Here is a 20,224-nt window from a genome sequence, read left to right on the forward strand (position 1 = left end):
TTCGGAGACAAGCTGTCCCTCTGTCTGGAGACCAACCTGGCTGCTGCCATCCCCTATGGGAATGTGTTCACACATATGAAGCACCTGTTGTGGACCACGTTCCCCTCCCTGTTTAGTGTCAGCGATAATTATGTTCGTGGCGGGCCATGGGGTCCAGTCCACAGGTGGCAGCGGCTTTGACAAGGCCGCTGAGACGAACAACACGCTTTCACAGGCCATCACCTGGAACGTGCCCATGCTGCTTTTATGCCTCTCCTGAGCATCCTGATTGGGTCAGCGTGGAGGAAGCCAACTATTCCGGTCATGCTGCTCTCGTCGGTGGTGGCCATGTTCAATGCCGTCGTCATCCAGCATTTCTCCTTCGCCAACGCATTCAACGCCATCGGCAACGGATTCGACACCTCTGTGCTCCCCAAGGGTTTCAACTTGGGTCCCGCAGCCAAGGATGTCACCAGTCTGCTGAACAGGGGAGGCATGGAGAGCATGATGACCCTCCTGATTGCGTTCTGTACCCTGTCCTTCGCATGGGTGCTTTCGGCCCCCGGGGCTTTGAACAAGATTGTGGAGTCTCTGCTAAAGATCAGAAAGAGCACTGGCTCATAGATTGTCGTCACCCTGCTGACCGGCATCCTGACTAATATCCACCCCTACAACGGCCAGGTCTCCCTCCTGCTGCCTGGCGAGCTGCTCAGGCTCGCATCCTTGCAATCTCGGGCGAAGCATAGAGGATTCCGGCACCATATTCAAGTCGATCCTGCCCTTGACTGCTGCTGGCACCAATATGGCGGCCACCTTGGGCGTACCTACGCTCTCCTAATGCCTTGGGCAATCCTCTGTTGGACTGGCGTGATCTTCGCCCCCATCTGAGGATGCACAGGAATCGGCATCCGTAAGCTGACACCGGATGAGCAGAAGACCATGCTCGCCGAGCTTAACGGTGTTAATGCAGGTTTCTATGTTTCTATCGAGTGCAGAATCAGTAAGTTTGACTATGAAAGCAGCACTTATATAACTACTCTGATCTCCGTGAACAGCAAAGACTAGATGTTTAGTAATTTTATCTTTATATTGAGTACTTTGTTGCCGCTGTTATGTTGAAACGATAACCGATAAGTTTTAAATATTATGAAAATTACTCGGTATCCATGACTTCAGAAAACAGACTCAGCAGCACCTGATAAGTCCTTGGAAAAACAGAAAAATCTAGCCTTTGTCTGCGTCAAAACTATATTTTCAACACGCGCGAAATAAATTGACAGATGCTTATATGCAATTAACATTGTAGGTACAAAGTCAAAAGAGGGTTGGTCACATTGACCAGCTCTTCACTAATGGGGCAGCGCTTTTCGAAGCGGATGCCCCATTAGTTTAACTGCGGGGGCCAATGTGGACAGTTCAAAGCGCACGTGTCTTGCTAAAAGCCTCGATTTTCAAATTGCTAATTTGCAAAACGATGGCATCGTATTCGACATCTGTAATGAGGAATCCGCTAAAGCATATCTATCTGCAAATACCTATCTATTTAGGATTAAGCGATATGCTTCCAATTTCAACAAGCACGATGACGGGAAGTACAAGAATCTCGATTTCGCTGTACTCAAGGATTTGGCGGTCATTGACTATGAGCTCAGGATGGCACTGGAATATCTGGTAGCAAACGCGGAACATGATTTGAAAGTGCGATTTAATAATTTGTTGATGTCAAATTCTGAGCTTGACGGTAGACGAGTCGCAAAGCTGGTTGATCCAGATGATCGCTTTGTATTTGATGAAAAAATTGGCTATCGAAATCAGCACGATGGCAGGCCCGGCAAGACAGGAATTAAGCTTAAATATTCTCCTTATTCAGATGCTATGGTTCGCAAATATTTCCCTGACCCAGAAATATGGAACTTATGGGAATGCTTCAATCTGGGTGATTTGATTGATTCATACATGAAGTATCTGGAGTCATTACATCTGAGAGACAATGCTACAAAATTTTTTGGCAACTTCCGTAGGTTGCGAAATGCTGTATCGCATAGTGCCCCGTTACTGCTGGATGTGGATAGGACAAACAAGCAGGGCCATGTGCCTCAGACTGAGTTTGTTGATGGATGTTTGTGCGATTTGTTCCAAATGGATAACCCCCCGGCGCCTATTCCGAGTACGATTAAGAAGTCGCAACTTGTCTATGACTATTCAAGTTTCTTGTGCATGTTTCTTATAGTCTGTAACAGTATGCCCATACGACGCATAGCAGCAAAATTGATGTCAGATCTAGAACAAAGAATATGCAAGAATTACGAGCAGTATTATCAGGGGAATTCGGAGTGCATCCACTTAAGGAATACTCTTGCATGCATTATTCGTATTTCGCGAGCGTTCTCGGAATACATTAAAGCTGAAAGTGACCAGCCGCATCAAAGCGGAAGATTGCATTTTATCCCTCAGCCTTTTTCAGTTAAGTGAATCCTGCTCAGTTACCGGTTTAAGGTAGTCATTTTATCGGAGAGCAAGAGTTTAGACCATTTCCTTCTTCATCAGTGTTGAAACCGACTGTGTAACTCAATAGTGATTGCAGGCTTTTATAATTGATTTTTCTGTTCCTGCTGGCAGTATTGCTGAAAGTTCTCTTTACATAGAATGATTCGGCGGGGTGTAGTCATACATTCGGTTGTATGAGCTTCAGCTGCTAGAGTGTCCACCCCACTGGATCAGTGTCATCCACGCTGTAGTAGTCGTAGTTGGATAGTCAATATTTGCCAAAAATGATGTAAAAAAACCTCGAAAGCCTCGGAAATCCCTACCTGTGGAGCTAGCCGGATTCGAACCGGCGACCCTCTGCTTGCAAAGCAGATGCGCTACCAGCTGCGCCATAGCCCCGTAAATGTGAAAAGAACTTCAACCACGCAAGAATGCGTGGGCCTGGGAGGACTTGAACCTCCGACCTCATCCTTATCAGGGATGCGCTCTAACCAGCTGAGCTACAGGCCCATGCCGTGTGACCGAAGAATCACACAAATGGTTAGCTTACCATAGTGTCTCCTCAAGTCAATCTCGGCGGCGTCGCGTCGCGTCTTGGCGGAAGAATGGTGGTCATGAGGCGGAAACGGCGTGCGGAACCAGTCCGATCGGAGCAGCTGGAGGTCGGCGGCGAGACGGTTCTGGTCATCAGGAAGCGGATCGCCAACGTCTATCTGCGGGTCAAGCCACCTGACGGCCATCTGGAAGTGACGGCGCCTCTAAAGCTGAGCGCTGACCAGATTCGTGCCTTTATCGACGGCAAGCGCCGCTGGATCGCAACAACTAGAGAACGTCTAGCCCGCTCACGCGATGTCTACGCCCAACCTGGAGCTGGTGGTCAGTTGCAGCCAGGACGATCCGAGGCTGAAGCTAAGAGAATTCTCCAAGAAAGGCTGCCAACTCTGCTGGATCGCTGGGTCCCCGTGGTGGGTCGCCGACCCGAGCGCATCAGTCTGCGGAAGATGAAAACCCGCTGGGGCTCCTGCACTCCCGCCACTGCCAGCATCCGGCTCAACACCGACCTGGCTTGGCTGGATCCGGACCTGCTGGAGTATGTGCTGGTTCACGAGCTGACCCACCTCTACGAGCATGGTCACGGACCCGGCTTCCGCGCGCGGATGGATCGCTATATGCCCGACTGGACCGAGCGCCGTCGTCGACTCAACGGCTATCTGGCTTTGTGACTACAGAAGCTTGGACATCTGAAGCTATGACTTTGAGAGCCATGAATCCTGGGGTCATCAACTCCACGTGATTTCTGAATTTGTGCAATGCAAGCTTGTAAATTACGAACCTGTGGCATCATACGTGCTGATGATTTCGCGCCCGAAACCTGCTGGGTCTTCTGGTGCGAAGTTGGATTGGTTTTTGATGCGTCCGGTCTATCTTGATCTAACCCGTCTATGTGGTCTGATTCAGACCGATCTGACTGTGAGCTGTTCTGACTCAATTAATGTGCCTTGATTAGTTCTGATCCTACTTACTCAAGGCTGGTTTAATGCGCCACATTTGTCATCGAAGACCGACAGGAGACTGCCGCAGCCCATGATGGTGCGCTAGCGTTGAGGAAGAGTGGTGATCCTGCAGCAGTTAGGTAGGGTCCCTGTGACCCGGAGACGTGTGTGGAGCCGATCCGGGGCAATCGATCATGAAGGAGCGGATGAGATGACGGAATCCAAGAAAACAATCAAGCGTGCCGTGGTGACCGGCGCCTCCAGCGGCATCGGCCAGGCCAGTGCTCGGGCCTTGGTGGACAAGGGCTGGAAGGTGGTCGGCCTGGCCCGGCGCGAGGACAAGCTCAAGGCTCTGGCCGACCAGCTGGGTCAGAACTTCACCTATGAGGTCTGCGATGTGACCGACGAGGACTCCACCCAGGCGGCCGTCGATGCCGTGCTCAAGGGCGGTCCAGTCAAGGCTCTGGTCAACTGCGCCGGTGCAGCCTTCGGCAAGGACCCGGTGGCTACCTCCAGCTTGGACGATTGGCGCGGAATGTACGAGCTAAACGTCATCGGCACTCTGCGGGTCATCCAGAAGCTGCTCCCGGCCCTGAAAGAGTCGGAGGGCACGGTTCTGGTCATCTCTTCGACGGCAGGCATCGAGCCCTATGAGGGCGGCGGCGGATACTGCGCTTCCAAGGCAGCGGAACGTGTCATGGCCCGCATTCTGCGGCTGGAGCTGATTGGCGAGCCAGTGCGCGTGGTCGACATCGCCCCGGGCCTGGTCCACACCGATGAGTTCTCCCTGAAGAGGTTCGGCGGCGATAGCGACCGGGCCGATGCGGTCTACGCCGGGGTGCCTGACCCGCTGACCGCCGACGACATCGCCGTATGCGTCACCTGGGCCCTGGAGCAACCCGACACTGTGGACATTGACCAGATTGTGGTCCGCCCCCGCGCTGAGGGCTCCTACACCAAGCTCTACCGTCGTAGCTAAGCCTGATAAGGGACCGATTCAGTCAAAACTGATTCTGTCAAAACCGAGTTTGACGGGCTGATTCTGGCAGGAACCGGGTCTGGCAGAGGTTGAGTCTTGGCAGCTAAGCCTATGTGTGCCTGGCAGAACGTAGTCGACCGGGGATGGTGCCCACGGCTACGATGAGCACGGACAGGACCGATCCTGCCAGCACGCCCAGTAGGGCTGACTCCAGATGCGGGGAACCAGCGAAGGCCAAGTTGGCGATCAGGAAGGACATGGTGAAGCCGATTCCGCAGAGCTGGCAGAGGCCGATCATGTTTCCGGTCGTGGAGCCGGCAGGCCGCCGCAGCCCCAGATGACTTGCCAGGATCACCATGGTCATGATTCCCAGGGGTTTGCCCAAAGCCAGTCCCAGCATGGCGCCCCAAAAGACCCGGTCCGTCAGCAGTCCAGGTCCCAGCTGATCCAGGGAGATGGACAGGGAGAAGAAGGCGAACACGGGCAGGACCACCAGGGCGCTCAAGGGTGTCAGCAGGCGATCCAACTGTTCGGCAGGCGATGATGCCTGGACGTAGCTCTGCTTAATCCCTATTGTCTCGGTCCCAGCTGGATTGGCTCCGGTAGATTCTGTTCGGGATGGTTCAGCCTCGTGTGACCTGGCAACAGGGGTCAACAGGCCCATAGCCACTCCCGCTAGCACCGGGTGGACTCCAGCCTTGAAGAGACCGTACCAGGCCAGCAGTCCGCCGACAAGGGCACCCAGCAGGAACAGCGGCATCAAAGGTCGCCGGAGCCGGGAGAAACGGCTAGCCACTCGGACCAGCAGGGCCCAGACCACAAGGCCGGCCAGGCAGACAAGTAGCCAACTCGGTTGCCCCAAACTGGAGTAGCCCAAGGCGATCAGCAGGACGCCGACCAGGTCGTCGAAGATGGCCAGAGTCATCAAAAAGGCCTGCAGGGCGGGTCCGGCCTTGGGCAGGAGCAGTTGCAAAGCCGCCAGGGAGAAAGCTACATCGGTGGCCGTTGGGACAGCCCAGCCACGCAATCCGGCGGGGGAGCCCAGGTTGAGTAGGCAGTAGATCAGAATCGGAACGGCTACGCCGCCCAAAGCGGCCAGCATGGGCAGCAGGACCTGCTTGTGGTCGCGCAGAGTGCCCGTGGCAGCCTCCTGGCGTAGGTCAAGACCCATGGTCAGGAAGAATATGGTCAGCAGCCCGTCCTGTATCCAGTCCTTGAGAGACAGGTTCAGTCCACCGGGCAGGTCCAGAGGAATCCAAGCGGCGAGAGCGTTCAGCCCCGGCCCGGTCTCTGGCAGATTGGCCAGGATCAGCCCGGCCAAGGCGCAGGCCATCATAAATAGCCCGGTGATCCGGTCGTTTTCAGCCAGCGACGACAGGGCGGTGAAGAAGTTTGAAAGATGGAGTCGTTTGTGCCGATCCCTGTCAGATCCGCTCTGCCCACGCTGAGGACTTGATGGTTGGGCGTTCGATGGCTTGGAATCCGATTGTCCGGAATTCAGTTGGGGGTCTGAGGGTTGGAGGCCCGACCGCCTTGGATTGAACAGTTTAGGATTCCGCTGCGAATTCGAATCGTCGCAATCCTGACGATGCGAATTGACTTGGAATGTTGGGAATGTAGGCGTGGGCGGCATGATACTCCTGGTCGGGCGGGTAGGGTTCGGTCTTCCATGGCCGACCAGTCTTCCCGGCGTGAGGCAGCGCCCGGCTGTCTCCCAAGTGCCAATTCTATCCTGAATTCCTGCAGTCTATCTCGGTCAGAGAAAATGCCGGCGGCCCCGCACCTTCACGATGCAGGGCCACCGGCATACCACCTATCGGGGGCGGCAATGAGCTCTCAGTGCTCAGTAACTCAGTAACTCAGAACAGGTGGCTGCGCATGAACCACTGGAAGTGCTCCAGCTCCTGCACGTGGTCCTGCAGAATGTTGGAGCTGACGATGTCCAGGTCGTCCAGCTCCTTGATGGCCTCACGGTCGCGCTTGATGAAGGTGGTGTAGTAGGTGTCCAGGGCCTTCAGGTAGTCCAGGGCATCCTGGCGGCCGGTCATGGTGATGCCATCCCAGTCGCGGTTCTTCATGATGTCGTCGGGCCGTCCGGCGGGGGAGCCGCCCAAAGTGGCGATGCGCTCGGCGGTCTCGTCGGCCATGTTCAGCACCGAATCGACCTCGGGGTCCATCATCTCGTGAATGCCGATGAATTCCTTGCCCTTCATGTTCCAATGGGCGTGCTTGAGGATCAGGGCAGTCTCCTGTTCCTGGCTCAGACGGCTCTGCAGGATGGCGATGACCTTTTCGCTGGTCGCTTCGTCGAGTCCCGGTACGGTAAAGTTCAATGCCATAATCGCTCCTTAAATATGAAATTATGCCTGCGGTCGGGTCAGCCCGACCTTGTATCTCCAGACTAGAGGAAAAAGCAAGGAAACGCTTGGATTTTGCGGGAATCAACCAGTGAAATCATTCACGGACCATCGGCTACGCTGACAGTCATTTTTCCTTGACTGGCGTCAGAGCGGTCACCGGCTGACTACCAGCCCAGCACTGGCTAGATGATAGAAGGGATTCGGTTAGACGATAGCTAGGCTCTGGTCGCAGTATCGTCTCGGCCCGCCTTGGATTGTCGTCTTCCTTCTTAGCTTCGACCAACCTCGGTCAGGTTAGAGCCAGCAAAGCTATCCTCGGTCAAGTCAGTCTCGCTCAGATTAGATCTGGTCCGGTTATCCTCAGTCCGCTCCTGCTTCGGAATTCGACCTGTCTTCATCCTTCCTGTTCTCACCCTCATCATCCTCGTCGGCCTCGGCCTCCTGCCGCCGCCTGACCTCGATGGTCTCGATGCGCCGCCCGTCTACCTTGGTCACCACCATGTCATACCCGTCGTCGGAGTGGATCACATCGCCAACCTGCCCCATGCGCCCGGTCTGGGCCAGGAAGTAGCCGGCCAGAGTCTCGTAGGGGCCATCCTCCAGCTCGATCCCGGTGAGATCTGCGAAGTCCTCGATGGTCATGCCGCCGTCGACCGTGGCCACGCCGTTGACGAAGGCGGTTGCCTGGGGATGGGCCGGGTTCTGCTCCTCGGGCAGGTCGTACTCGTCGCGGATGTCGCCCACCAGCTCCTCGGTCATGTCCTCCAGGGTGACGATGCCGTCGGTGCCCCCGTACTCGTCGATGACCACGGCCAGGTGGATGCCCTTCTTGCGCAGTTTCTCCAGGCTGGGCAGGAGCTTGGAGGTGCCGGGCAGGGCGATGCCGGGCCTGGTCACGTCGGCCACGGTCTTGGCCTGGGGATTGCGCACGTCCATCAGGTCGCGCACATGGACGAAGCCCAACACGTCGTCGAAGTCGCGTCCGGTCACCGGGTAGCGCGAGTAGGGCTCGTCGTGCACGAATTCGACCGCCTCCTGCAGGGGCATGTCCCCGGCGATGAAGACCACATCGGCCCTGGGGCGCATGACCTCGGCCACGCTGGTCTCGGAGGCATCGAAGACATCGCCCAGGATCATCCGCTCGTCCTTGCTCAGGTTGGTGTTGGAGGAGACCAGCATCCGCAGCTCGTCGTCGCTGACCTCGGTGTCGGTCTGTTGGGGGTCGAAGCCCAGGATGCGCACGATGAGGTCGGTGTTCTTGCCGATCAGCCAGATCAGCGGTCTGCACAGGGTGGTGAAGACGTCGATGGCCGGAACGACGGCCCTGGCTATGGCCTCGGTGCGCTGCATGGCGATCCGCTTGGGCACCAGCTCGGAGATGACGATGGAGCAGTAGGAGATGATCAGGGTCAGAATCACTGTGGTCAAGGTGCTGGCCAGACCCTCGTGCACGCCCCACCCGGTCAGGACGGGCACCACGTATGGGGCGATGGATGATGCGCCGAAGGAGGCCGAGAGGAAGCCCGTCAGCGTCACGCCGATCTGCACGGCCGAAAGAAAGGTGTTGGGGTCGCGGGCAATGCGGGCCACCCGGGCGCCGCGCGCGTCCTGCTGCTCCATCTGCTCCAGCTGCGAGCCTCGCAGGGAGACCAGCGCCAGTTCAGTCCCCGAGAAGACGGAACCGAGCAGGAGGAAGAAGAGAATGAGCAGGATGTTCAGCCATAATGCCATGCCTCCAATGCTAGGGTATGGGCGCCCCATGTGCCCTATGTCACACCCCAGCGGCGAACCTCCGTCTTCCCCATACAGCGCTACCTGACTAGCATGAAATACGGAGACAGGTTCGGCTTCAGGCCGACGTTCCCAATGCTCCCGAAAGGATTTTTTCATGTCACAGCTTCAGCACGAATTGGTTGAGTTCACCACGCAGGCCTATCAGGATAACAAGACCTTCCCGGTCTCCAAGAAGGATCTGCTGGGCCACTGGTCCCTGCTCTTTTTCTACCCTGCGGACTTCAGCTTCGTCTGCCCCACCGAGCTGGAGGATCTGGCCAGCAAGTACGAGGACTTCAAGAAGATCGGCTGCGAGATCTACTCCGTCTCCTGCGACACCGAGTTCGTCCACAAGGCCTGGCACGAGGCCAACGAGAAGATCGCCAAGGTCCAGTACCCCATGCTGGCCGATCCGACCGCAACCCTGGCCAAGGACCTGCAGACCTACAACGAGGCCGAGGGCAAGGCCGAGCGCGGCGACTTCATTCTGACCCCTGAGGGCAAGGTCGTGGCCTACGAGGTCATCTCCTCCAACGTGGGTCGCAACGCCGACGAGCTGCTGCGCCGCGTCCAGGCCTCCCAGTTCGTTTATGAGCACGGCGATCAGGTCTGCCCTGCCAAGTGGGAGCCCGGCGAGGACACCATCGAGCCCAGCCTGGATCTGGTCGGCCAGCTCTGATCCGCAGCTGCCAACATCGGGAACTCGCCGATCGGAAGCGACCAGGGCGGGTTCCCTTTTCTGTATTCACGACCAGCATCCAAAACAGCACATCCGTGCATTCCTTCGGAAGAGGCATTCATGACGGAAGACAAGAATCTTTATGACGTGGTCATCATCGGTGGCGGCCCTGCAGGCCTGAGCGCAGGACTCTACCTGGCTCGGGCGCGGTATCGCACCCTGATCCTGGAGAAGGACGACTTCGGCGGCCAGATCACCATTACGGCCGACGTGGTCAACTACCCGGGCGTGGCCAGCACTGACGGCCGCAAGCTGACCGAGACCATGCGCCAGCAGGCCCAGAACTTCGGAGCCGAGTTCATGAGCGCCGAGGCCACAGGCATCGAGGCCCAGGGCGACATCAAGGTGGTCCACACCTCCCGGGGCGATCTGCGCACCTTCGGCATCCTGATCGCCACCGGCGCCAGCCCCCGCAAGATCGGCTTCCAGGGCGAGCAGGAGTATGCGGGCCGCGGTGTGGCCTACTGCGCCACCTGCGACGGCGAGTTCTTCACCGGGCGCGAGGTCCTGGTGGTCGGCGGCGGGTTCGCGGCCGCTGAGGAGTCGGTCTTCCTGACCAAGTACGCCACCAAGGTGACCCTGCTGGTGCGCGAGGAGGACTTCACCTGTGATGCCGCCGTGGCTGACGAGGCCCGGGACAACGACAAGATCGAGATTCACTACTCCACCGAGCTCAAGGGGGTCTCCGCTGGCCCCGGCGGGCTGGTCGAGGCCACCATTTTGGACCGCAAGAGCGGGCAGACCACCACCTGGAAGCCCCAGGACGGCGGCACCTTCGGCGTCTTCGTCTTCGCCGGCTACGTGCCCCAGACCGGCATGCTCAAGGGCGTGGTGGATCTGGACGACCACGGCTACGTGCTGACCCACGGCTACCTGGAGACCTCGGTGCCCGGCATCTACGCCGCCGGGGATCTGCGGGTCAAGAACCTGCGCCAGGTCATCACCGCCACCGCCGATGGTGCTGTGGCCGCCGTGGAGCTGGAGCGCTACGCCTCCAATATGTCGGACAAGACCGGCCTGGTGCCGCCGCGTCCCGAGGATTCCCCCTACGCCCGCTCCGAGCGGCAGGCCGAGAACTCCGCCCTGGCCTCGGGCACTTCGCCCGCGCCTGTGGCCCAGGAGCACGACCAGGCCCCGGCCAAGACCTCCGGCTTCTTCGGGCCGGACATCCGCAAGCAGCTGGACATGGTCTTCGGCAAGATGACCGGAAAGCTGGAGCTGGCCCTGGATCTGGACGGCAGCCAGGTCTCCAAGGAGTTGGAGGCCTTCGTGGGCGAGCTGGTCGGGCTCTCCGACGGCAAGCTGACCTCCAGGGTGGACTCCCGCACGGACGAAGATGGTAAGGATTACGATCCCGCCGGCGACCTGCCCGATGCCCGCCCCAGCGTGCGCATCTGCCGCGTGGACGACCAGGGCGTCTCCCAGCCGACCGGGTTGGCCTTCCATGGCGTGCCCAGCGGCCACGAGTTCAACTCCTTCGTCCTGGCCCTCTACAATGCGGCGGGCCCCGGCCAGCAGGTAGATCAGCCCACCTCGGACCGTATCGATGCCATCAAGGACCAGGTGGACGTGATGATGCTGGTCTCCCTGACCTGCACCATGTGTCCGACGACGGTCCTGTCCGCCCAGCGGGTGGCGGCCCAGAACGGCAAGGTGCGGGCTGAGGCCTACGACCTGGCCCACTTCCCGGAGCTCAAGGACCAGTACCAGGTCATGAGCGTCCCCTGCATCGTGATCCGCAAGGATGGCCAGGAGACCGTGGAGTTCGGCAAGAAGTCCGTTCCTGAAATGCTGGACCTGATCGGAGCCTGACCCTGGGTCCGAGCCTGAGCAGAGTCTGAGAAGGCGCTGGTGTCACTGCTTTTCTGGCAGTGACACCAGCGCCTTTTCTGATATATGTTGCAGGTCTGCATTGGTGAAAAACTATGGATATTATCCGGAACTTATACGGTTTGATTAGGTTGCCGTATCAGCAGCCGCAGGAGTGACGGATGACCAGATCCGCCTTGATCAGTTGCACGTCAGGGACCTGGTCCGGATCCAAGGCCGCATTCATGGCACAGGCGGCGATTTTCTGGGTGTCCTGCTGCATGGTGGTCAGCTGCGGCCAGGTGTAGAGGGAGTCGACGGTACCGTCGAAGGAGACGATGGCCACGTCCTCGGGAATGCGCAGCCCGCGCTCATGAAGAGCCCGAAGAGCACCCATGGCCTCCATGTCGGAACCGGCGAAAATGGCCTCGGGCTGGTGGTCGCTGTCCAGAAGCCTGAGCGTCGCCCTATACCCTCCCTCGCGAGTGAAGTAGGACCGAATGATGCGGCCGGCGGGCAGATTGTTGTTCTGATGGGCGGCATACCAGCCCCGCACGCGATCATCTGTCCGGTCCTCCTCCGGGCCGCCGTAGAGCATGTCCACGCTGTGGAACTTATGCCCTATCAGGTGTTCGGTGGCGGTCATGGCGGAGGAATAGAAGTCAGTAGAAACGCTCTTGGCGTTCATGACCCTCCGAGGCTGATCCATAAAGATGAATCGGCTCTGGTCAAGGGGCGCCATGCTGATCTGGTCATAGGTGCGCGAGGTTGAGAGGAAAATGGCATCAACATTGCGTTCGATCAGTTTGCTGATTGCGTCCTCCTCCAGTTTCGGATCACCTTTGACGTTCATGAACATCAAGGAATACCCGTGGCGGGATGCGGCTGATTGCAGCTCGTTGTAAATGCCGGCGCTGAAAGGGTTGGAGGAGTCCGGGACGATGACGGCCATCATCTTTGAAAACCCGGTACGCAGTGCGCGGGCAGTGGTGTTGGGGCGGTAATCAAGCAGCTTGGCCGCGCGCCGCACCTTTTCTGAGGTTGCCGGCGCAACCCTTCTTGGCCCGTTGTTGAAGACATAGCTGACCACAGCAGTCGAAACTCCCGCTAGCTGTGCCACATCAGCCCTGGTGGCTCGCTTTCGACGTTGTTCGTGCGTAGGAACCTCTGCCATTGCCCGCCCCTTTTTAAGCATGAAAACACTTTAAATTACAGTGTATTCAATTCTTATGTTACTCGAGTATATTCCAATCAGCAACGGTGCCCAGAGGCCGGGAAGAGGCCCCGCATGGCATGGCAGGTGTCTGCTCAATGCTTTTAAAACAAGGGTTGTGCGTTATTTGAGCAGTCATGATTATCGGATAAAACCTAGATCATTTGACAAGAGAATCTACTCGAATATACTGAGAGATTACCGGAACACCTATTGCGAGGATTTGCTTTAAGTGATTCGGGTAGATGACAACCTACAAAGGAGTGGTTGATGAAGAACGGCAAAGTAATTGCTTTGGGTATCAGTTGCGTCTTGGCCCTCGCACCTTTGGGGGCATGCGGATCATCTTCATCCTCGGGTGGTACAAAGACCTTGGAGTTCATGACCATGCAGTCTACGGGCACGCCACAACTTAAGGTCATTCAAAAGCTTACCAAAAAGTTTGAAAAAGCCAACCCCGGTATCACCATTAAGGCGAACCCGGGAACAAATAATAATCAGAACGACATAAGAGTGCGTTTGGCTGGGCACAACCCGCCGGATATCTGGGCCACCCATGGATGGTCGAGGGATCGTTATGGCAACTTCCTCGAGCCGATGCAGAATCGTCCCTGGGCAAAGAGGTTGAAGCCGTTAGGCAATGAAGTCTACAAGACTTCTGATGGCAAATTCTATGCCCTGCCTGCGGATATACAGGTTTCTGGAATTATGTACAACGAGACGGTTATGACGAAGGCCGGTATTGATACCAAGAGCATCGATTCCTGGGATGCGTTCAAGGATGCCTGCGAAAAACTGAAGGCAGCTGGCATGACGCCTATAGTCAGTACCCCAAAGGACATGGGTGCCGTCGGCGATATTGCAGACTATATCCTTCCCGGCATGTATACCGACGCTCAGCTCAAGGAACTCAAGGGCGGAAAATTCGATCCTTCCATCTACCAGAAGTATGCCGAAATGGTCAGCCAGTGGACTAAGAACGGTTACTTTAATGTTGACTATACCTCCGCGACCCCAGATGACATCGCGCGTCTCATGGCTTCCGATAAGGCTGGTTTCTACTTCCGTTCGAACGGGAACGCACAGTTGATAGAGTCATACAATCCCAATGTCAAATTAGGTATGATGCCCATTCCTTCCGCTACTGGCAAGCCTTACTTCTCAACAGGCGAGGACATGCTGACCTTCGGAGTCTCCAAGACGAGCAAGAACAAGGAAGCGGCCTTGAAGTTCATCGACTTTCTTGCAGAGCCCGAGAATCTTCAACAGCTGGTCAATGTCAGCATGAACAATTCGGCTTTGACTGGTGTCAAATCTGCTTTGGGACAGTTCCAGACCTCTTATGACTACTGGATGAAAGATAAGAAGACAGCTACGGTTCCCTTCTTCGACCGCAAATACCTGCCCGGCATGTACAGCACCATGTCCAAGTCCACCGACGGCATTATCACAGGTCAATTGACTCCCAAGGATGCTGCCGATCAGGCAAAGACGGCCTTTGAAAATCTGAAGACCAAGAAATAGTCGCTACCACAAGAGTTTCTTCGGGAGCTTGATGATGACCGATAAAGCTGAAATAAACGCGTTGCGCAGCCAGCCGGATCGTTTGCTTGACCCGGCTGGTGGCGAAAGTACGAGAGGAAATGCGCAGACGGTGGTCCATAAGCGCAGAAGGTTCAAGGGTTCTTCAATCAACCTGTTCTATCTGCCGGCTGTAATCCTGCTGGTAGTATTCATCATCTATCCATTGATTTCGGGTATTGGCCTCTCGTTAACGAACTGGGATGGCTATAACGAAGCGAAATCCTTCGTTGGCTTGGCAAATTACAAGTCAATGTTCACGGATACGAATTTTATGCAGATCATCATCAATACCTTTATTTACGGTATTGGATCTACAGTAATTCAGCAGATTCTGGGTTTGGGCCTAGCGCTGTTGCTGAATACCAGGATTAAGGGTCGTACCCTGATGCGGGCTATCATCTATCTTCCCGCACTGGTTGCATCGGTGATCATGGGCATCATGTACTACTTTGTCTTCCAGTATCAGCAGGGGGCATTAAACGCCATACTGGGTATATTCGGCATACAGAAGATACCCTGGTTCAATAATGCCGCTTTTGCAGTAGCCATTGTAGTTTTCGTTAATTCGATGCAATACGTCGGTATTTCGATGATTATCTATTTGGCTGGTCTGCAGACCATGGATCAGGAAGTGGTCGAAGCTGCAGAGGTCGACGGTGCATATGGATGGAAGAAGTTCTGGAACATCACTCTGCCTCTTTTGGCTCCCTCCTTTACGACGAGCGTCGTTCTGAATCTAATTGGAGGATTGAAGCTCTATGACCTTGTCAAGGTTTTGACGGGTGGGGGCCCAGGTTATGCAACCAACTCCATATCAACGTACATAGGAACCATGTACTTCGATAATCAGACAGCTGGGTATGCCTCTGCAATCGGCGTATTCCTGTTCGTCTTGATTGCGCTGGTGACCTGGCTGGTCAATAAAGGCTTGGCCAAGCTCGATTGGGAGGCCTGATATGGCAAGAGGCAAGCAAACGAAGCAGATGTCATATAGCCCTTCGGACTACCAGCGTGGGAGATGGGCGATTTATCTCTTTCTGATTATTGTCTGTATCTGCCAGCTGCTTCCGTTCTATCTAGCAATCACGACGTCGTTGAAGCCCTCTGACGACATGTCTCCATCTCTGGTGATGAGGACGCATGATCTGGCATGGAGCAACTGGACCCAGGCTGTCAATGAGGGAGGAATTCTGAAGGCGGTGTTCAACAGTGCAGTTGTGACTGTGTGTTCGACTTTCCTGGTCTGCGTGCTTGGAGCAGCTGCTGCTTATCCTCTGGCTCGTAGAATGACTAAGTGGAATAAGTTCATTTCAGCTTTTATTCTGTCCATGATGATGATTCCGCCCATGAGCATTCTTGTGCCCTTGTACACTTTCTTGGTGCAGATTGGGGGAATCAATAATTATTGGGGCATCGTAATAGTGTTAACAGCTGAAAAACTGCCTCTTTCGGTCTTCCTCTATACGGCCTTTATCAAGGCTATCCCCCCTGCTATTGACGAAGCTGGTGCGCTTGATGGAGCCAATCATCTTCAGGTGTTTAACAGACTAATACTGCCAATGCTTAAGCCTGTGACGGCTACTGTCGTCATCATGACCGGTTCGGCTGTTTGGAATGAATTTGCACTGTCGAGCTATATTCTGACTGACCCTCAATCTCAGACCATCGCTCCTCGTGTTGCTTCCTTCTTCTCTGTGAATACCAATAACCTTGGTATTGCTGCTGCAGCCGCTTTAATTGCCGCGGCGCCCATGGTGGTGGCGTACATGTTCCTGCAGAAGTACTTCATTGCAGGCATGGTCGCGGGTTCGGTTAAGTAATTGAGGTAGAAAACCGATCAAGCAATAAAGGAGTTGGTGACACCCATGATTGTCTTTCCGGGGAATGACCTCGGTGGGCCCGAAACCACCCGTCTGGCGCTGGCCTCCCCACAGTCTGGCGGAGATCTGCCGAAGGTACTGGGTGTGCAGGTTGCATCATGTTTCGACAGTTGCGGGAGCGCTGAGGCGACCAACCTCAATACCTCCCTCCTGCTCGAGCACGCTACAGGCGTTTACCTGCATCCGGGCCTGACCGGGCATCGGATCGCCCAGGGCCCCGAGGGCATCCAGGCCGGGCGCTCCTGGTCGCCTCGATTCCTGGTCGAGGGCCAGCCTGAGCAGACAGACGACTCGCTAACCATCAAGGCCCGTGACGAGGATGCCCAGCTTGCGCTGGAGACCAGGGTGGAGGCCATGGCCGGCGGTTCCCTGCGGATTCGCCACACCCTGCGCAACCTGGGTGCCGATTCTTTCCTGCTGGAGGGTCTGGAGGTCCGCCTGCCCCTGGACGACCAGCAGACCCAGATTCTGGACTTCGCCGGCAGACACGAACGTGAGCGCAGTCCCCAGCGCCATGACCTGGCCGACGGGGCCTGGGTGCGTGAGTTCCGCTGGGGCCGTACCGGTTTCGAGGGGCCCGTGGTCATGGTGGGCACCCCAGGGTTCAACTTCCATCACGGCAGGGTGCTCTGCGTCCAGCCGGCCTGGAGCGGGAACACCGTGCTCCGGGTGGACCGGAACAGCGCCACCCCGGCCGGTGTCAGCGCTGGCGAACTCCTCCTGCCCGGCGAGGTGGTTTTGAGCCAGGGCCAGGAGTACAGCACGCCCTGGATTGTGGCCACGGCCTCCGACCATGGCATGGATCCGATCATGAACAGCCTGCATGCCTGGGAGCGAACCCTACCCGAGCATCCCCGTGAGCAGCCGGTCATCCTGAACGTCTGGGAGGCCATCACCTTCAACCACGACTTCGACACCCTGCGCGACTTGGCCGACCGCGCCGCCCGCATCGGGGTGGAACGCCTTGTTCTGGACGACGGCTGGTTCCACCTGCGCCGGGACGACACGGCAGGTCTGGGCGACTGGTGGGTGGACCCTGCGGTTTGGCCACAGGGCCTGAAGCCTTTAGCTAATTATGTCCATAAATTGGGGATGCAGTTCGGCCTCTGGTTCGAGCCGGAGATGATCAACCCGAATTCGGACGCCTTCCGCGACAATCCTGAGTGGGTCATGAGGGCATCCTCCAGAAACCCGGAGCTGCAGCGCAACCAGCTGGTCCTGGACCTGACCAATCCCCAGGCCTTCAATCATGTGCTGGAGGCCATGACAAAGGTTCTGGAGTCCTGCCAAATCGACTACGTCAAGTGGGACCACAACCGCGACCTTCTTGAGGCCGGCTCCCAGGCACATGGTGGCGCGCCGGCCATCCATGAACAGACCCTGGCCTACTACCGCCTGCTGGATACCCTCCGCGCTCGCTTCCCCAAGGTGGAGTGGGAGTCCTGCGCCTCGGGCGGCGGCCGCATCGACCTGGGCGTGATCGAGAAGATCCGCCGCTTCTGGAACTCCGACATGACCGATGCCCTGAGCAGGCAGCTGATCCAGCGCTGGACCGAGCAGACCGTGGCCCCTGAGTACATCGGCGCCCATATCTCCCAGCCCTCATCCCAGCAGACCGGCAGAACCTACAGCCTGGATTTCCGGGCCGCCACGGCCGTCTTTGGTTCCATGGGCATCGAGTGGGACATCCGCCAGGCCAGCGAGAAAGATCTGGAGCGGCTCAAGGAATGGATCACCTGGTACAAGGCCAACCGGGGCTTCCTCCATTCCGGCCGTGTGGTTCGCCTGGACCTGGCCGACCCCTCGGTACTTGCCCATGGCGTGGTGGCCCCCGACCGCAGCCGGGCCATCCTGGCCCACGTCCAGTTGGACGAATCCCTGCATAATCGTGGTGTTTATCTACGCATACCCGGCCTGGACCCCAAGGCCCGATATCGGCTGGCCTGGACCGGCCCTGCCAAGCCCAGGGCATCGCTGGAGCACCTGGATCCGACGGGTCCGCTGGGCACCGCCGAGGTCACCGGCACCTATCTGGAGCGCGTGGGCATCCGCATACCCCGCTGCCAGCCCGAGACCATCCGCCTGATCGACCTGGTCCGGGTCTGACCCGCCGCCATCAGCCACACCACAGGGATGAAGGAGCACTGAATCATGAACCCAACCAGCCTTAGCCTGGGAGAGTCGGACTGGATCACGCTGACCACCGATGCCGACAGGGAGACCGTGCCCGCAGGAAGGCCCTTTAGCACAGCCCCCGATGCGAAGGTCAGCCTCAAGGGCGGATCTGCGCTGACGGTCAGCCTGACTGCCGGCTCCACCCCCATCCGGTCCCTGGCCCTGCGCTGGACCAGGCCCATGTCCTCCGACGACCTCTACCTGGGCGATGCCTGGGAGCGTGGCTACGGACGGATGGGTTTTCAGACCATGCGTGCCAACCGGTTCATGCCCTGGTACTTCTTGGCGGCAGGTCAGGAGCAGGCCGAGGGATACGGGGTGGCCACCGGGGCAAACGCTTTCTGCTTCTGGCAGGTCGATACGGCCGGCATCACCCTCTTCCTGGACCTGCGCAACGGCGGCAGTGGCCTGGTGCTGGCCGGGCGAGAGCTTGAAGCGGCCACCATCGTTTGCCTGCAATATCCGCTCCAGGAGCGGGCTGGCGGCCTGGTCTTTGCCGTGGCCAGTGACTTCTGCTCGCGGATTAGCCGGAACGGCCTTATGCCCCCCGAACCGGTCTACGGGAGCAACAACTGGTACTACGCCTACGGGGACTCCAGCCGATCCCGCATCCTTGCCGATGCCGAGTATCTGGCCGACCTGACCCAGGGCAATGCTCACCGCCCTACCATGGTTGTGGACGACGGCTGGCAGGCCCACCACCGACTTGAGGACTACAACGGCGGCCCCTGGCGGCATGGCAACGAGAAATTCGGCGACATGGGCGCCCTGGCCGACCAGATCAAGGCCATGGGCATCAAGCCCGGCATCTGGTACCGTCCGCTCCTCAACGAGGATGAGGCCATTACCGACCAGTTCAGGCTCCCGCACAACGGATGCCTGGACCCCTCGAACCCGCAGGCCCTGGACTACATCCGCCAGGACATCGCCCAGCTGGGGGAGTGGGGCTACCAGCTGGTCAAGCATGATTTCAGCACCTTCGACCTGCTGGGCAGGTGGGGCTTCCAGATGAACCCCTGGCCCAGCCCGGACGGCTGGCACTTCTACGACCGGAGCCTGACCAGCGCCCAGGTGGTCAAGCAGCTCTACCGGGCCATCTTCGAGCAGGCCACCGAGGCTGGAATGCTGGTCCAGGGGTGCAACGTGGTCGGCCACCTGGGCGTCGGCTTTATGCAGATTAACCGGACCGGCGACGACACCAGCGGCCGGCAGTGGGAGCGGACCAGGCAGATCGGTGTCAACACCCTGGCCTTCCGCCTACCCCAGAACGGGAGCTTCTACGCCACCGACGCTGACTGCGTGGGTATATCCGATTCAATCGATTGGGAGCTCAACCGTCAGTGGATGGACCTCTTGGCGCGGACCGGCACCCCGCTCTTCTTTTCGGCCCGCCCCGGCAGCCTGAGCGCCGACCAGGAGGACCAGCTCAGGCAGGCCTTGGCCTTGGCCTCGACCGGCGGCTTCCATGCCGTTCCCTCGGATTGGCTGGTCAACGACTGCCCTGAGATCTGGACTGATGATGGCGGCACCTGCCGATACTCCTGGTATCAGCCTGCTGGCCTGGAGTTCTCGGACATGCCCGAGCGCTACGACGGGTATCTTTCCGCCATTTAGAAGTAGATGACGGCCGTGCTCGGTTGGGATGGGCACAGCCGCCAATTCGCCGGATTGCAGTGATGGGAACCCGACCTTACTCGTGCGAAGTACAGTGGGGAATATTCGATAACACCATTTACAGAGCCTCCCAAGAACT

Annotated in this window: 17 protein-coding genes and 2 tRNA genes; 12 read left to right on the top strand and 7 right to left on the bottom strand. The window is 57.6% G+C overall.

Annotated features, from left to right (window positions below; all coding sequences use genetic code 11):
• Positions 1-136 precede the first annotated feature (136 nt).
• Both ACUIAI_RS08305 and ACUIAI_RS08310 read left to right on the top strand, forming a co-directional pair.
• Positions 137-259, top strand: a complete 123-nt coding sequence (locus ACUIAI_RS08305; RefSeq protein WP_445342137.1) for a hypothetical protein — start codon at positions 137-139, stop codon at positions 257-259.
• The gene (locus ACUIAI_RS08310; RefSeq protein WP_445342138.1) at positions 247-603 is read left to right on the top strand and encodes a Na+/H+ antiporter NhaC family protein; all 357 of its coding nucleotides are present in this window, start codon (positions 247-249) and stop codon (positions 601-603) included. Before ACUIAI_RS08305 ends, ACUIAI_RS08310 begins: the two co-directional genes overlap by 13 nt.
• Here ACUIAI_RS08310 and ACUIAI_RS08315 read toward each other — a convergent pair.
• A complete protein-coding gene (locus tag ACUIAI_RS08315; RefSeq protein WP_445342139.1) occupies positions 598-777 on the bottom strand; it encodes a hypothetical protein in 180 nt (59 codons plus the stop codon). The genes ACUIAI_RS08310 and ACUIAI_RS08315 overlap by 6 nt on opposite strands.
• A 609-nt stretch (positions 778-1,386) precedes the next feature.
• On the opposite strand from ACUIAI_RS08315, the gene ACUIAI_RS08320 reads away from it, so the two are divergent.
• On the top strand, positions 1,387-2,451 hold the full coding sequence (locus tag ACUIAI_RS08320; protein WP_445342140.1) for an Abi family protein: 1,065 nt from the start codon (positions 1,387-1,389) through the stop codon (positions 2,449-2,451).
• A gap of 341 nt (positions 2,452-2,792) precedes the next feature.
• Here ACUIAI_RS08320 and ACUIAI_RS08325 read toward each other — a convergent pair.
• Together ACUIAI_RS08325 and ACUIAI_RS08330 are read right to left on the bottom strand one after the other, a co-directional pair.
• A tRNA-Ala gene (locus ACUIAI_RS08325) sits at positions 2,793-2,865 on the bottom strand.
• Positions 2,866-2,902: 37 nt separating this feature from the next.
• Positions 2,903-2,976 (bottom strand) — tRNA-Ile (locus ACUIAI_RS08330).
• A 104-nt stretch (positions 2,977-3,080) separates the two neighbouring features.
• Between ACUIAI_RS08330 and ACUIAI_RS08335 the strand changes: the two genes are divergently transcribed.
• Both ACUIAI_RS08335 and ACUIAI_RS08340 read left to right on the top strand, forming a co-directional pair.
• A complete protein-coding gene (locus ACUIAI_RS08335; protein WP_445342141.1) occupies positions 3,081-3,689 on the top strand; it encodes a M48 family metallopeptidase in 609 nt (202 codons plus the stop codon).
• A gap of 481 nt (positions 3,690-4,170) precedes the next feature.
• Positions 4,171-4,938: an SDR family oxidoreductase gene (locus tag ACUIAI_RS08340; protein ID WP_445342142.1), complete on the top strand. Its 768-nt coding sequence runs from the start codon at positions 4,171-4,173 to the stop codon at positions 4,936-4,938.
• A 109-nt stretch (positions 4,939-5,047) separates the two neighbouring features.
• Here the strand turns inward: ACUIAI_RS08340 and ACUIAI_RS08345 are convergent, their stop codons facing one another.
• The 3 genes from ACUIAI_RS08345 to ACUIAI_RS08355 form a co-directional block, all read right to left on the bottom strand.
• A complete protein-coding gene (locus ACUIAI_RS08345) occupies positions 5,048-6,571 on the bottom strand; it encodes a Na+/H+ antiporter NhaA (protein ID WP_445342143.1) in 1,524 nt (507 codons plus the stop codon).
• 226 nt (positions 6,572-6,797) lie between these two features.
• Entirely contained in the window at positions 6,798-7,277 is a 480-nt protein-coding gene (locus ACUIAI_RS08350; RefSeq protein ID WP_015021094.1) for a Dps family protein, read from the bottom strand.
• Positions 7,278-7,658: 381 nt separating this feature from the next.
• On the bottom strand, positions 7,659-9,029 hold the full coding sequence (locus ACUIAI_RS08355; RefSeq protein WP_445342144.1) for a hemolysin family protein: 1,371 nt from the start codon (positions 9,027-9,029) through the stop codon (positions 7,659-7,661).
• Between the two features lie 157 nt (positions 9,030-9,186).
• Here ACUIAI_RS08355 and ACUIAI_RS08360 point away from each other — a divergent pair, with 157 nt between their 5' ends.
• Both ACUIAI_RS08360 and ACUIAI_RS08365 read left to right on the top strand, forming a co-directional pair.
• A complete protein-coding gene (locus ACUIAI_RS08360) occupies positions 9,187-9,750 on the top strand; it encodes a redoxin domain-containing protein (protein WP_144178619.1) in 564 nt (187 codons plus the stop codon).
• 120 nt (positions 9,751-9,870) lie between these two features.
• On the top strand, positions 9,871-11,622 hold the full coding sequence (locus ACUIAI_RS08365) for an FAD-dependent oxidoreductase (RefSeq protein WP_445342145.1): 1,752 nt from the start codon (positions 9,871-9,873) through the stop codon (positions 11,620-11,622).
• Positions 11,623-11,779: 157 nt separating this feature from the next.
• Here ACUIAI_RS08365 and ACUIAI_RS08370 read toward each other — a convergent pair whose 3' ends face one another.
• Entirely contained in the window at positions 11,780-12,793 is a 1,014-nt protein-coding gene (locus tag ACUIAI_RS08370; RefSeq protein ID WP_445342146.1) for a LacI family DNA-binding transcriptional regulator, read from the bottom strand.
• Between the two features lie 309 nt (positions 12,794-13,102).
• Here ACUIAI_RS08370 and ACUIAI_RS08375 point away from each other — a divergent pair, with 309 nt between their 5' ends.
• The 5 genes from ACUIAI_RS08375 to ACUIAI_RS08395 are packed head-to-tail and all read left to right on the top strand — an operon-like array spanning position 13,103 to position 20,085.
• Entirely contained in the window at positions 13,103-14,356 is a 1,254-nt protein-coding gene (locus ACUIAI_RS08375; protein WP_445342147.1) for an ABC transporter substrate-binding protein, read from the top strand.
• A gap of 31 nt (positions 14,357-14,387) precedes the next feature.
• Entirely contained in the window at positions 14,388-15,371 is a 984-nt protein-coding gene (locus ACUIAI_RS08380) for a carbohydrate ABC transporter permease (RefSeq protein ID WP_445342148.1), read from the top strand.
• Position 15,372: 1 nt separating this feature from the next.
• Positions 15,373-16,236 (top strand): carbohydrate ABC transporter permease, encoded by an 864-nt coding sequence (locus ACUIAI_RS08385; protein ID WP_110412261.1) that lies wholly within the window; start codon positions 15,373-15,375, stop codon positions 16,234-16,236.
• Between the two features lie 45 nt (positions 16,237-16,281).
• Positions 16,282-18,402 carry an alpha-galactosidase gene (locus ACUIAI_RS08390; RefSeq protein WP_445342149.1) on the top strand — a complete coding sequence of 707 codons (2,121 nt, stop codon included), beginning with the start codon at positions 16,282-16,284 and terminating at the stop codon, positions 18,400-18,402.
• Positions 18,403-18,447: 45 nt separating this feature from the next.
• The gene (locus tag ACUIAI_RS08395) at positions 18,448-20,085 is read left to right on the top strand and encodes a glycoside hydrolase family 36 protein (protein ID WP_445342150.1); all 1,638 of its coding nucleotides are present in this window, start codon (positions 18,448-18,450) and stop codon (positions 20,083-20,085) included.
• The last annotated feature ends 139 nt before the right edge of the window (positions 20,086-20,224 follow it).

Source organism: Bifidobacterium sp. ESL0827, from assembly GCF_052606685.1.